Source organism: Paenibacillus sp. OSY-SE, assembly GCF_000283315.1.
Taxonomy (GTDB): domain Bacteria; phylum Bacillota; class Bacilli; order Paenibacillales; family Paenibacillaceae; genus Paenibacillus_B; species Paenibacillus_B profundus.
In genome coordinates, this window is record NZ_ALKF01000169.1 from 1 (window position 1) to 14236 (window position 14236).

Here is a 14236-nt window from a genome sequence, read left to right on the forward strand (position 1 = left end):
CCGTTAAGCCCTCCAGCGCCGATGGTACTTGGACCGCAGGGTCCCGGGAGAGTAGGACGTTGCCAAGCAGACAAACCACTGACATTATGTTAGTGGTTTTTTGTCTTGTCCACAACTTATCCACAGAGCCAATGCCTTCCCCATATGATATCCCTCTGATTTATGCCATTCTATCCACATTGTATTTAATGATATCAACAATGACCACATTCTCCACTCGCATAACTAACAAACTGACCTGATCATAGAGCTATAGACTGTGTTAGAGGTTACTGACTCCATTGTCTTTACCTCGTCAATCCCCACTTTTTTGCCTACTTATGAACAATTATGTACTACTGACCATCGATTCAATCAGTAAGCGTATAAGAGCTCTCGCATTATATTATATCTATCCACAATCTATCACAAAAAAGTATTAACTGCGCAAATCGTATACACTATAAAGTATTTATCAACAATCTATCTAGATAAGATATACAAAAAATATATCTTTATATACATATTCATCCCCAGCTTATCCACGCTCTGTGGAAAAGTCACGAAATATACACATCTTTGACTTTTGCAGCATGAATTAAAAATGATCGGTATATGCACCTGAACTCTTTCCGCACGCAGCATACAATGGACAAAAAAATGAAAATAAAGTATTGGCAAAGCAAAAAAATTCCGCTATAATAAACGTAAAGTCAAAGAAAGTCAAAGTCAGAATAAAGCACAAAAAGTCAAATAGTTAGGAAAAGTCGAATAAGGTACCGTCAAAATTGGTTAAACCTAATATAGAAGCGTGCGGAAAGGAGGGAGAAGATGCGCAATATTTCCGACTTGATTGAACATTATTTAAAGCATATGTTAGTGGAGAGCACGGAAGGCGCTGTAGAAATTCAACGAAATGATTTGGCGGAGCAATTTTCATGTGTGCCTTCGCAAATCAATTACGTTATCAGCACAAGGTTCACCTTGGAAAAAGGTTACGTCGTGGAAAGCAAACGGGGAGGCGGCGGATACATCCGCATTCAACGCGTCGATTTGCCGGAACATGAAGGTATCCACAATCATCTGTGCGAATCTATTGGAGAGCTAATCAGTCAGTCGGCGGCAGAGGGGCTCATTTATCAACTGGAAGAAGCAGAATTTATCTCCCGCCGGGAAGCGAATTTATTGAGGGCTGCCGTATCGCGCGACAACTTGCCGATTAAGCTTCCTTACCGCGATGAATTGCGTGCTAGGCTGCTGCGGGCCATGCTGCTGGCTCTGCTTAGCAAATAGATCGACCGATGTATATATAAGGTTGAATATGTCACCTATAAAGGAGGAGAAACGGATATGATCTGTCAACAATGCGGTCAGAAACCAGCCACCTTGCATTTTACCAAAATCATTAACGGGCAAAAGACGGAATTCCATATTTGCGAATCATGTGCCCGGGAGAAGGGCGAATGGATTCCTGGCACGTCTAACGGCTTCTCCATTCATAACTTGCTTTCTGGATTGCTTGACTTTGATCTGTCAGGCGGTGATTCGGGTACAAGCGGTACTGCTCATGCTAACAAGCCACAGGCGACGCGATGTGAGAAATGCGGACTTACTTATTCGCAATTCAGCAAGCTCGGCCGTTTCGGGTGTGATGAATGCTACTCCTTCTTTGGCGACCGCTTGGATCCATTGCTGAAGCGAGTTCACGGCAATACTGTTCACATCGGCAAAATTCCGAAGCGTGGCGGAGGAAGAATTCAACGTAAGCGCGAATTAGAAGATTTAAAGAAGCAGCTGCAGCTCAGCATCATGAATGAGGAATTCGAACAAGCGGCCAAGCTGCGTGATCGCATCCGGGACTTGGAGAAGAATCCGCCTGGTGCTGCGGAACATAACGGTTAGCCTCGTGCACATAAATAATGGGAATTGAACGAATGAAATGGAAGGAGATGGCGAGATGGCAGGGAGACGATTTATGGAGCAAGCGCTTAGTGACTGGATGCGCGGTACGGGTCCAGACTCCGATATCGTCATCAGCAGTCGTATCCGTGTAGCACGGAACTTGAGCGGACTGCCGTTCCCGCTGCTGGCGACGAACCAGCAGTCGGCTGAAGTGCATACCCATTTGACGGCGGTTGTGGATGAACCTGAATTTGCAGCGATCAATCATTTTCAGAAGTTTTCGCTTGTGGAAATGAACGACACCGAGAAGCAGGTGCTGGTGGAGAAACATTTAATCTCTCCGAGTCTGGCTAACGAGTCGCGTAACGGAGTCGTCATATTAAGCGATGACGAATCGATTAGCATTATGATTAATGAAGAAGACCATCTGCGGATTCAATGCCTGTATCCGGGGTTACAAATTCGTGAGGCGTGGGAACAAGCGAGCCGCATCGATGACGTGTTCGAATCACATGTCGATTATGCCTTCGACGAGAAGCGCGGTTACCTTACCTCGTGTCCGACGAATGTCGGTACCGGAATTCGGGCGTCGGTCATGATGCATTTGCCAGCTCTTGTGATGACACAGCAAATTAACCGCATCCTTCAGGCGGTTACACAAGTAGGCTTGGCTGTTCGGGGTATATACGGGGAAGGAAGCGAAGCGATCGGCAACCTGTTCCAGATCTCGAACCAGATTACGCTCGGTCAATCTGAAACCGAGATTATCGATAATCTGTACAGCGTAGTGAAGCAAATTATCGAGCATGAGAAGGCGGCGCGTGAGCTCCTGCTGACGGATAGTCGGACACGACTGACAGACCGTGTATGCCGGTCTTACGGCATTATGAAGCACGCGGCTATCATGGATTCGAAGGAAGCGGCGCAACGGCTGTCCGATATTCGTCTCGGCTCGGATTTGAACATTCTAAACCATATTCACTCATCTGAATTAAACGAATTGCTTGTCATGACACAACCGGGATTTTTGCAGCATATATACAACAAATCGCTGCCAACCGATGAACGGGACGTGTATCGGGCGAGATTGATTCGGGAGACGTTATCGAAATCCAAATCCAAATCATAAAGTTTATGGAGGTGCTTAGACGATGATGTTCGGAAGATTTACAGAACGTGCACAAAAAGTATTGGCTTTGGCACAGGAAGAAGCGGTCCGCTTAGGACACAATAATATCGGAACAGAGCATATTTTGCTCGGCCTCATTCGTGAAGGGGAAGGCATTGCCGCAAAAGCTTTAGTTGCGCTCGGCCTTGGTCTGGAGAAGATTCAAGACGAAGTCGAATCGCTAATCGGGCGCGGTCAAGAACAGCCGACCAATATCGCCTATACGCCTCGGGCAAAGAAAGTCATTGAGCTGTCCATGGACGAAGCGCGCAAGCTTGGCCACACGTATGTCGGAACAGAGCATATTTTGCTCGGCCTGATTCGTGAGGGCGAGGGGGTAGCAGCACGCGTGTTGAACAACTTGGGCATCAGCCTGAACAAAGCGCGTCAGCAAGTGCTGCAGTTGCTCGGCAGCAGCGAAGCGGTATCGAGCCATCACGGCCAATCGCAGAATGTGAGCACACCGACGCTGGACAGCTTGGCACGCGATTTGACGGCGATTGCGAAGGAAGGCAACCTAGACCCGGTCATTGGCCGCAGCAAGGAGATTGAACGCGTCATTCAAGTGCTAAGCCGCCGGACGAAGAATAATCCGGTATTAATCGGAGAACCAGGCGTCGGGAAGACGGCCGTTGCCGAAGGCTTGGCCCAGAAGATTATTAATAATGAAATTCCAGAGACGCTCCGTGACAAGCGCGTCATGACACTTGATATGGGCTCGGTCGTCGCTGGCACGAAATACCGTGGTGAGTTCGAGGATCGGCTGAAAAAGATTATGGACGAAATTCGCCAAGCCGGGAATATCATCCTGTTCATTGATGAACTGCATACGCTGATTGGCGCTGGCGGTGCCGAAGGAGCAATTGACGCTTCAAACATCTTGAAGCCGGCGCTGGCACGAGGGGAGCTGCAATGTATCGGTGCGACGACGTTGGATGAATACCGCAAATATATTGAAAAAGATGCTGCCTTAGAACGCCGCTTCCAGCCAATTACGGTTGATCAGCCGACGCCGGAAGAAACGGTTCAAATTCTAAAAGGGCTGCGCGATCGTTACGAAGCGCACCATCGCGTCAAAATTACGGACGAAGCGATTGACCAAGCAGTGAAGCTGTCAGACCGCTACATTACCGACCGCTTCCTGCCGGATAAAGCGATTGACCTGATTGATGAGGCCAGTTCGAAAGTACGCCTTCATTCATACACGGTACCGCCTAACTTGAAAGAGCTCGAAGCCCGCTTGGAGGACATCCGCAAAGAGAAGGATGCGTCTGTTCAGAGCCAGGAATTCGAGAAAGCAGCCGCGCTGCGCGATACAGAGCAGAAGATGCGCGAAGAGCTGGAGACGGTACGCAATCAATGGAAAGAGAAGCAGGGACGCATGGACTCCGAGGTTACGCCGGAAGACATCGCTCAGATCGTAGCCAGCTGGACCGGCATACCGGTGTTGAAGCTGAAAGAGGAGGAAAGCGAACGCCTGCTCAATATGGAAGAAATATTGCATGAACGTGTTATCGGGCAAGACGAAGCAGTCAAGGCGGTCAGCCGTGCTATTCGCCGCGCTCGTGCAGGTCTGAAAGATCCGAAGCGTCCAATGGGCTCCTTCATCTTCCTCGGCCCTACTGGGGTAGGGAAGACGGAGCTGGCGCGTGCGCTTGCGGAATCGCTCTTCGGTGATGATAATGCGGTTATCCGCATCGATATGTCCGAATATATGGAGAAACACTCAACAGCGCGTCTGGTAGGGGCGCCTCCAGGATACGTCGGCTACGAGGAAGGCGGCCAGCTGACTGAGAAAGTACGCCGTAAGCCATACTCGGTCGTCCTGTTGGATGAGATTGAGAAGGCTCACCCAGAAGTGTTCAATATTTTGCTGCAAGTGTTGGAAGACGGCCGTCTGACCGATTCCAAAGGACGCGTGGTGGACTTCCGCAACACACTCATTATATTGACGTCGAACGTCGGCGCCGAAGCAATTAAGCGCAATTCAACGCTCGGATTCACAGCTGCGAACGACACGAGCCGTGATTACAACAACATGAAAGATAAAGTGATGGCGGAATTGAAGAAGAGCTTCCGTCCGGAATTTTTGAACCGGATCGACGAAATTATCGTCTTCCATTCGCTTGATGAGAAGCACATTGCCGAAATCGTCACACTGATGGCAGATGAACTGCGCAAGCGTCTGAAGGAACAAGACATCGATTTTCAACTTACTGACAACGCCAAAGCATTCTTGGCAAAAGAGGGCTACGACCCGGCTTATGGAGCGCGTCCGCTGCGCCGTGCCATTCAGAAGCACATTGAGGACAGATTGTCCGAGGAGCTGCTGAGAGGTCAAATCATCAAGGGCGATGCAGTGCTTATAGACGAGAAGGACGGCGAACTTGTTGTACTGCGCAATACGGAAACTCCGGCTGCAACAACGAATGCATAATCGGTAATGCCACAGGCGCATCTCTTGCGATAAGCAAGGGGTGCGTTTTTTTATGCGGTTTTGTTCTTAGACAAAGAACATGATGTCAGGCTTCCGCTTCATGGTCTGGTTTTCTTATGGGATAATATGTCGCCTCATAAAGGGGGGAACCACGTTAACAAGAGTGAATACTCAGGCTATTCGTACATTTTCCTCATCTTTCCTACCTCAATTGCTAAATCCCTTTATCCCGCTCCTTAAAAATGGTAAACTTGAACGAGGTGGGTAATAAATCAATTGGTTTACTCCGATACAATGAGTATCAACAACGAACTTTAGTAGACCATGGATTGAGTCCGTGATTATCAATTAGGAGTGTCGGCTGACATGGCCAAAGTAAAAACGAAATTTTATTGTAGCGAGTGCGGCTATGAGTCTCCAAAGTGGATGGGGAAGTGTCCGGGCTGCAGCGAGTGGAATACGATGGTCGAGGAACGTGAAACCGTCGTGAAGACTGCAGGAGTCCATACTTCCTTGATTCAAACGAAAGAAAAGCCGCAATCGATCATACATATAGAGAGTGGACGCGAACCTCGATTAACGACGACACTAAGCGAACTGAATCGTGTCTTGGGCGGCGGAGTCGTTCCGGGTTCCCTTATCTTAGTCGGCGGGGACCCGGGTATCGGGAAATCCACACTGCTCTTGCAGACCTCAAATGCGCTCGCGACCAGCGGGCTGAAGGTATTGTACGTGTCTGGCGAGGAATCGATGCGGCAGACGAAGCTTAGAGCAGATCGGTTAGGTGTGCTGTCTGAGCGTTTGTTCGTCTTAAGCGAGACGAATCTACAATATATCGAAGAAGCGATTGACACAATGAAGCCCGACTTTCTCGTCATCGACTCGATTCAGACGGTGTTTCAGCCGTCAGTTGAATCCGCTCCGGGCAGCGTGGCACAAGTGCGCGAATGCACAAGCACTTTTATGCGCATCGCTAAAGGTAGAGGAATTGCAACGGTGCTGGTCGGCCACGTGACGAAGGAAGGGGCTATTGCAGGCCCTCGCCTTCTGGAGCATATGGTGGATTGCGTGCTCTACTTTGAAGGGGAGCGGCACCATTCTTATCGTATATTGCGTGCGGTCAAGAATCGGTTCGGCTCCACGAATGAAATCGGCATATTCGAGATGACCGAAGGCGGATTGGTGGAAGTGAAGAATCCTTCCGAAATGTTCCTGCAGGAACGGCCGCTCGGTGTAGCCGGCTCTACGGTCGTGGCCAGCTTGGAGGGGACGCGGCCGGTGCTGGTGGAGATGCAGGCTCTCGTATCAGCTACCAATTTCCCTTCCCCGCGTCGCATGTCGACGGGGATTGATCATCAGCGGCTGTCGCTTATCATTGCGGTGCTGGAGAAGCGCATGGGAATGTTTTTGCAGAATCAAGATGCATATGTGAATGTAGCGGGTGGCTTGAAGCTGGATGAGCCGGCGGTGGATTTGGCTATGGCCGTCGCCATTGCTTCAAGCTTTCGCGATATGCCGACACAGCCGTATGATGTCGTATTCGGTGAAGTTGGCTTGACAGGAGAAGTGCGCGCCGTCTCGCGCGCGGAACAAAGGGTGAAAGAAGCAGAGAAACTCGGATTTAAGCGAATTATTTTACCAGAGAGTAGTTTGCGGGGGTGGAAACCGCCTGATCATATTGATATTATCGGTGTAAATACGGTTGCTGAAGCATTAACTGCGGCGCTAGGTTAGGGGGCATAGACAAAGAATGAAGGAAAGCCAGCTAGATATAATGAATGACCTACTGCGGATGGTTGCGCCGGGGACCCCATTCCGTGAAGGGTTAGAGAACGTATTGCGTGCAAAGACAGGCGCTCTTATTGTCGTCGGCTACAGTCCAGAAGTAATGGAAGTCGTTGATGGCGGATTTTCAATTAATTGCGATTTTTCGCCCAGCTATTTGTATGAGCTTGCCAAGATGGACGGCGCCATCATTTTAAGCGAGGACATTAAGCGAATCCTTTATGCAAATACACAGCTCATTCCGGATTCATCCATACCGTCGACAGAGACGGGGATTCGGCACCGTACCGCGGAGCGTGTTGCGAAGCAGACCGGTAAGCTCGTCGTGTCTATCTCCCAGCGCCGCAACATCATTACGCTATACCAAGGCAGCCTTCGCTATGCGCTGAAGGAGATTGGCGTCATATTGACGAAAGCGAACCAAGCGATTCAGACGCTGGAGAAATATAAGGCGGTACTCGTACAAGGCATGACCAATTTGACGGCTTCCGAGTTCGAAGAACTGGTGACTTTGGCCGATGTTGTTAACGTTGTGCAACGTATTGAAATGGTATTACGTATTAAAATGGAGATAAAGCGTTACATCAATGAATTGGGTACCGAAGGACGTCTCATTAGCATGCAGCTGGAGGAACTGGTAAGCAACACCGAAGAAGATGCTTGGCTGCTCGTGAAGGATTACGCCCGGGATGAGAGTGATGAGAAGATCCGCGAAATTTTTGCCCAACTGAAAAAATGCACCGCGGATGAACTGCTCGATACCCATCACCTGATTCGCGTGTTGGGGTATCCGACGACAAGCGCGATTCAAGATGAGTCCATTTCACCGCGCGGCTATCGCGTCTTAAGTAAAATCCCGAGACTCCCGAACGTCATCACTCATAACTTAGTGGAGACATTCGAGTTCCTGCCGCACGTCATGATGGCTACCATTGAGGAACTGGATGAAGTGGACGGCATCGGTGAAGTGCGTGCACGCACTATTAAGGAAGGACTTAAACGCATTCAAGAGCAGGTTTTCATTGACAGGCAGATTTGATTTTCCAACAATGAAAACACGAACGTTGGGCATAGTAAAATTAGAGGTGAACCTATGATTATAAAGTCTATTCCGAGCTTGTTTACGATCGGCAACTTGTTTCTCGGAATTATATCCATTATGCTTGCGTTTCACGACGACTACAGCAAAGCCGCTCTTATGGTTATTATCGCCATGCTGCTTGACGGTCTTGATGGTCGGGTAGCACGGGCATTGAATGCGCAGAGTGAATTCGGCAAAGAGCTGGACTCTTTGTCCGACGTTATTTCGTTCGGCGTGGCCCCGGCATTCATTATGTATGTGGTGGCATTTAGCGAAATGAACTCGGCGCTTGCCTGGATTGTAACGGCCATATTTCCAATTTGCGGTGCGCTTCGCTTGGCTCGATTTAACGTTAAGGATGGGATTCCGGGCTATTTCATCGGTTTGCCTATTCCGGCTGCAGGCGGCGTTGCTTGTACGCTTGCGCTATTTCATGAGACCATTCCCGGAGCTTACTTGATTATCGCCATGCTCCTTTTGTCTTATTTGATGGTAAGCACTGTGAAATATCCGAATTTCAAGAAGGTTGGCATTCCGAAGAAAGCGATTTGGATTACGCCTATCGTCATCGCGGGATCCGCTGCGATTGCATTTTGGAAGCCAGAGCAGACACCGAAGCTCATATTTGTTCCCTTGGTGCTATATGCTCTCCTTGGCTTAAAAAAAAACGTTAGAATGCTGAATAGACGTCGCAAGAAGCAAAGAGATGCGGAAGAATGGTACCAATCGAAACATTCTTAACCTAATTAACGATACAGCACTTAACGCTAAAGGGACAGTATCCCTTTAGCGTCAAGTGCTGTTGTTGTTTATACTGAGCCGGTATCCAACAGGGATACCGGCTTTTTGGCATAAAAAAGCCGAGAACGGTTATCCAAGCTGCCCTGTGTGCAGCGCAGATACCCGCCCTCGGCTCTATAATAGCTTAGTAGCAAGTATTGTTGCCCCCTGACGTTAAGACAAATTAAAAATACCAAGCGTAGAGCATTTGCTCGATTCCTGCTTCACGACATCATCCAGCTCGATGTCGAGCAGGTTGCAAAGGGCGGACATGTAGAAAAGGTGCTTACCAAGCTCGCTCTTCACGACGTCTTTGCAATTGTCGCACAAATATCCTTGGACGTGGCTTTCCATGCTCTGCTTCGCTTGATCAACATCCATATCAGCGCAATATGGCTGCCGCGTGGCATGCAGCTCCAAGCATCCGCATTCGGTAATGGCTTTGGTCACGGCGCGGTTCACCGAGGCGTCGGACTGACCGTATTTGGAGAGAATGTCCAATAGGCTCCGGTGTCTTAGCAGTAAATCAGCTACCTGATCTTGAAGCGCTTGCAAACTGGGAGTGCTCATTTCCATCCACCTCTATTCTTGGAATAGTGCAACGGTGCAAGCGTCGCACGAGAACGCTTGTTACGCATAACGTTTTCAAGAACATTATACGACTAGGAATTCCCATTTATCAACTCGGCACCGCGATAAAATTCAGAATTCGAGGATTAGGAGCCATTTCGTTGGGCCATAATTGTAAGGAAATCCAAATAGAGTAAGGAGGTGGACGTTTGTGTTTAAACGAATATTTCTAGGATTGGCTGGACTGATTGGCGCTTGGAGCGGGTTGGAGCTGCAACATTATTGGTATACACAGACGATGGAATTTGCCGCGGTAATGAATCAAGGGTTCTCTTCTGTCCGCTTGTTATGGGCGTTTGGCGGGGCATTTTGCTTTTATGTAGTAGGTCGTGCACTCTTTATGCCATTGTCACGTATTTGGAATACAGGGCGAGAACGAATTGCGGAGATGTCCACGGGAATATTGGTGACGGGTGCAGCAGGTACACTGCTCGGTCTATGTTTTGCTTCGCTCATCACACCACTCTTGGGGCAATTCGGGAGCGTGGGGCATATGGCATCGGTTATTATCGCGATAGCGAGCGGGTGTGCAGGCATGCAAATTGCGCTGCTCAAACAGGAAGATATGGGATTGTGGCTCTCTTCGTTCAAATGGTTGGAACGCAGCAGTGAAGAAGAATCTGAATACCGTTATGAGGAACACAAAATATTGGACACGAGCGTCATTATTGACGGCCGTATAGCGGATATTTGCAAGACGGGATTTATCGAAGGGACGATTGTCATTCCAGAATTCGTGCTTGAAGAGCTTCAGCATATCGCGGACTCTTCGGATTTGTTAAAACGAAATCGCGGACGTCGGGGATTGGATATTTTAAATAAGATTCAGAAGGAACTTGAGGTCAAGGTGCTGATTTATGAAGGTGACTTCGATGAGATCTCCGAAGTGGACAGCAAGCTCGTCAAGCTTGCCAAGCTGTTGAAGGGCAAAGTCGTCACCAATGACTTCAACTTGAATAAAGTGTGCGAGCTGCAGGGCGTGTCTGTGTTGAACATTAACGACCTTGCCAATGCGGTGAAGCCGGTCGTACTGCCTGGCGAAGAGATTGTCGTGCAAGTAATCAAAGACGGCAAGGAACACGGTCAGGGTGTCGCCTATCTGGATGATGGTACGATGATCGTGGTTGAGGGCGGGCGCGACTACATCGGCATGACGATGGAAGTGCTCGTAACGAGCGTGCTGCAGACGTCAGCGGGACGCATGATTTTTGCCAAGCCAAAACTGTTGGAAAAAGCCCAATAAACAGGTATGATGGGGGTAGCACCATCATGGAGGGTTAACAGGGATGGAACAAGGCTTTGGAGTGGTGATCGTGGCTGCCGGCAAAGGCACGCGTATGGGCACCGAGGAGAGTAAGCAATATTTACGGCTGCTGGACAAGCCGGTAATTGTACATACGGTGGAGCGGTTTCAAGCGATGCCTGAATGCGAGACGATCGCTTGGGTGACGTCAGCGCAGGACATGCCCCGCTGTGAAGATTGGGTACGTGAATATGGACTGGATAAAGTCCGCGATATCGTAGCCGGCGGCAAGGAACGGCAGCACTCGGTGTATGCAGGGCTGCAGGCGCTGCAGGCACGCGGCTTGGATTATGTATTGATTCACGATGGCGTACGGCCTTTTGTGGACCCAGGCAAGGTGAAGGCATGCTTTACCACGGCCCGGGAGCATGAGGCGTGCGTATTGGCCGTACCGGTGAAAGATACGATAAAGCAGGTGAATGGGGATGGCGTCATAACGGCAACGCCGGACCGACGCAGCTTGTGGGCGATTCAGACCCCACAGGCTTTTCGTCTTTCCATATGTATGTCCGCCCATGAGCAGGCGGAGCTAGAGGGATTCATCGGGACGGACGACGCGATGCTCGTGGAGCGCATGGGCGTTCCAGTTCATGTCGTGGAAGGGGATTACACGAACATCAAGCTTACGACACCGGACGATCTGGATTGGGCGGCCTGGTGGATGTTGCGGAATCAATAACACGGTAAGGGAGAGGGAGAATTCGTGATACGAGTAGGACAGGGATTCGATGTGCATCAATTGGTGGAAGGACGTCCGTGCATCATCGGCGGCGTACATATTCCATATGAAAAAGGTCTGTTGGGGCATTCGGACGCCGACGTGCTTCTGCATACGGTAAGTGACGCCGTCCTCGGAGCCTTGGGTCTCGGCGACATTGGGAAGCATTTCCCAGACACGGATCCGGCATACAAAGACGCGGACAGCGTGAAGCTGATGGAACATGTCTGGGCGTTCGCGAAGGAGCGGGGCTACCGGCTTGGCAACGTGGATTGCACCATTATTGCGCAGAAGCCGAAGATGCTGCCGCACATACCGGCCATGGTTGCGAATATCGCACGCATATTGGAAGCGGATGAGTCGCAGGTGAACGTGAAAGCGACAACGACGGAACAGCTTGGCTTTACGGGAAGAAGCGAGGGAATTGCCGCTCAGGCGGTTGTCTGCCTCTTTAAAGATATGGTATAACTAAAAGTGAGTATTCAAAAGGGGAATTTTTGAACCACCTCTAAAAGGTAGACTAAAATAATCGGTGTGAGGGAAGCTATCATGAATAAAGACATTCGTGTTCGTTATGCACCAAGTCCAACGGGACACTTACATATCGGAAATGCACGTACAGCACTGTTCAATTATTTGTTCGCACGTCACCATGGCGGGAAATTCATCGTTCGTATCGAAGACACGGACGTGAAGCGCAACGTGGAAGGCGGAGAAGAGAATCAATTCAAGTACATGAAATGGCTTGGCATGGATTGGGATGAAAGCATCGATGTGGGTGGCGATTACGGCCCATATCGTCAGACCGAGCGTCTGGATATATACAATAAATATGTGAATGAGCTGCTTGAACGCGATTGGGCTTATCGCTGTTACTGCACGGAGCAGGAGCTTGAAGCGGAGCGGGAGGCGCAAACCGCCCGCGGGGAAACACCGAAATATTCGGGCAAATGCTGTGGATTATCCGCAGAGGACCATGCGCGTCTTGAAGCGGAAGGCCGCCAAGCGAGCATTCGTTTCCGCGTTCCGGAAGGCCGCTCTTATACGTTTGACGACCTTGTAAAGGGCGATATTACCTTCGAGTCCGACACGACGGGTGATTGGGTCATCGTGAAGAAGGACGGTATTCCGACGTACAACTTCGCGGTCGTGCTCGACGATTATTTAATGCGTATATCGCACGTCCTGCGCGGTGAAGATCATATTACGAATACATTGCGCCAACTGATGGTTTACGAGGCGTTCGGCTGGGAAGCGCCGGTATTTGGTCATATGACGCTTATCGTCAATGAGAACCACAAGAAGCTCAGCAAGCGCGACGAGTCGATTATCCAGTTTATCGAACAGTACGAGCAGCTCGGCTATCTGCCGGAAGCCATCTGCAACTTCATTGCACTTCTCGGCTGGTCTCCGAAAGGTGAAGAAGAGCTGTTCTCGCTCGATGAGCTGATTTCGATTTTTGATGCGAATCGCTTATCGAAGAGTCCTGCGGTATTCGATACGAATAAATTGACGCATATCAATAATATGTATATGAAGACAGCAGACATAGAGCGCATCGCGGCACTCTCTATACCGCATCTGCAGCAAGCGGGTCGACTGCCGGAGAGCTTGAACGAAGAGCAGCTCGCGTGGGCGACATCCCTTATCAAGCTGTATCAAGAGCAGATGAACTGCGCTTCCGACATCGTGGAACTGTCTGAACTGTTCTTCCGTGACGAGCTTGTCGTCGACGAAGAAGCGAAGCCAGTCCTGGAAGAACCGCAAGTTCCCGCCGTGCTGAGCGCTTTGCTTCAGAAGCTGGAAGCCGCCGCATCATGGGATGTCGATACGGTCAAAGCGGCGATGAAGGAAGTTCAGAAAGAAACGGGCGCCAAAGGCAAAGGATTGTTCATGCCTGTCCGTGTGGCGGTATCGGGCCAAATGCATGGCCGCGACCTGAACGAGACGATTGTCCTGCTTGGCCAAGCCAAAGTATTCAAACGTCTGCGTCAGCTGGCGTAGCAGTCTGGCAACATCGGACGAGAAGCCCTTATTGTCAGCTGCGCTGCACATCCGCTATACTAGACGATATAATACGAGTAAGGAAAAGCGTTGAACGGGAAAGCATTGGCAATTAAGAAGCGTACAGAGAGAACGAACGGTCAAGGACATGCGCATCATGTTCTTGCAGGCTGAGAGTCGTTCCGGTTCGATGCTGATGCGTTGCACCCGGAAGCTTTGTCTCTGAGCGTGCTTGAAGAGTATGGGTAGGAGATGACGTGTCGTTCGCGTTACTGAACGTTGAGTGGGATAGCTGTTACAGTTTACAGACCGCGATTGCGGCCAGATTCCAGGTGAATTCGAGGGAATGAGGCTGTCTGGTCTGGATGTAACGTTATCCAAGCAGAGTGGAACCGCGCACCGCGCCTCTGCAGCATCATGCTGCAGAGGCGTTTTTATTTTAGAGGTTC

At 49.8% G+C, this 14236-nt stretch carries 12 protein-coding genes; 11 read left to right on the plus strand and 1 reads right to left on the minus strand.

Going from position 1 to position 14236, the window contains the following annotated elements:
• Window positions 1–810 precede the first annotated feature (810 nt).
• From A372_RS0109780 to pssA, 7 genes are all read left to right on the plus strand, one after another.
• Window positions 811–1272, plus strand: coding sequence for a CtsR family transcriptional regulator (locus A372_RS0109780; RefSeq protein WP_019420662.1), 462 nt, complete (start codon window positions 811–813; stop codon window positions 1270–1272).
• Between the two features lie 57 nt (window positions 1273–1329).
• Window positions 1330–1881: a UvrB/UvrC motif-containing protein gene (locus A372_RS0109785; protein ID WP_019420663.1), complete on the plus strand. Its 552-nt coding sequence runs from the start codon at window positions 1330–1332 to the stop codon at window positions 1879–1881.
• Window positions 1882–1936: 55 nt separating this feature from the next.
• The gene (locus A372_RS0109790; protein WP_019420664.1) at window positions 1937–3010 is read left to right on the plus strand and encodes a protein arginine kinase; all 1074 of its coding nucleotides are present in this window, start codon (window positions 1937–1939) and stop codon (window positions 3008–3010) included.
• Between the two features lie 22 nt (window positions 3011–3032).
• The gene (gene clpC / locus A372_RS0109795) at window positions 3033–5486 is read left to right on the plus strand and encodes an ATP-dependent protease ATP-binding subunit ClpC (protein ID WP_019420665.1); all 2454 of its coding nucleotides are present in this window, start codon (window positions 3033–3035) and stop codon (window positions 5484–5486) included.
• Window positions 5487–5852: 366 nt separating this feature from the next.
• Entirely contained in the window at window positions 5853–7220 is a 1368-nt protein-coding gene (radA, locus tag A372_RS0109800) for a DNA repair protein RadA (protein ID WP_019420666.1), read from the plus strand.
• Window positions 7221–7236: 16 nt separating this feature from the next.
• Window positions 7237–8310, plus strand: a complete 1074-nt coding sequence (disA, locus tag A372_RS0109805; RefSeq protein WP_019420667.1) for a DNA integrity scanning diadenylate cyclase DisA — start codon at window positions 7237–7239, stop codon at window positions 8308–8310.
• A gap of 54 nt (window positions 8311–8364) precedes the next feature.
• Window positions 8365–9093 (plus strand): CDP-diacylglycerol--serine O-phosphatidyltransferase, encoded by a 729-nt coding sequence (pssA, locus tag A372_RS0109810; protein WP_019420668.1) that lies wholly within the window; start codon window positions 8365–8367, stop codon window positions 9091–9093.
• Window positions 9094–9306: 213 nt separating this feature from the next.
• On the opposite strand, the gene A372_RS0109815 is transcribed toward pssA, so the two are convergent.
• The gene (locus tag A372_RS0109815) at window positions 9307–9702 is read right to left on the minus strand and encodes a hypothetical protein (protein WP_019420669.1); all 396 of its coding nucleotides are present in this window, start codon (window positions 9700–9702) and stop codon (window positions 9307–9309) included.
• A 211-nt stretch (window positions 9703–9913) separates the two neighbouring features.
• On the opposite strand from A372_RS0109815, the gene A372_RS0109820 reads away from it, so the two are divergent.
• From A372_RS0109820 to gltX, 4 genes are all read left to right on the plus strand, one after another.
• Complete coding sequence (locus A372_RS0109820) at window positions 9914–11005, plus strand: PIN/TRAM domain-containing protein (RefSeq protein WP_019420670.1); 1092 nt, start codon at window positions 9914–9916, stop codon at window positions 11003–11005.
• Window positions 11006–11048: 43 nt separating this feature from the next.
• Window positions 11049–11744 (plus strand): 2-C-methyl-D-erythritol 4-phosphate cytidylyltransferase, encoded by a 696-nt coding sequence (gene ispD, locus A372_RS0109825; RefSeq protein WP_019420671.1) that lies wholly within the window; start codon window positions 11049–11051, stop codon window positions 11742–11744.
• Window positions 11745–11768: 24 nt separating this feature from the next.
• Window positions 11769–12251: a 2-C-methyl-D-erythritol 2,4-cyclodiphosphate synthase gene (gene ispF, locus A372_RS0109830; RefSeq protein ID WP_019420672.1), complete on the plus strand. Its 483-nt coding sequence runs from the start codon at window positions 11769–11771 to the stop codon at window positions 12249–12251.
• A gap of 81 nt (window positions 12252–12332) precedes the next feature.
• Window positions 12333–13787 (plus strand): glutamate--tRNA ligase, encoded by a 1455-nt coding sequence (gene gltX, locus A372_RS0109835; protein ID WP_019420673.1) that lies wholly within the window; start codon window positions 12333–12335, stop codon window positions 13785–13787.
• Window positions 13788–14236 lie beyond the last annotated feature (449 nt).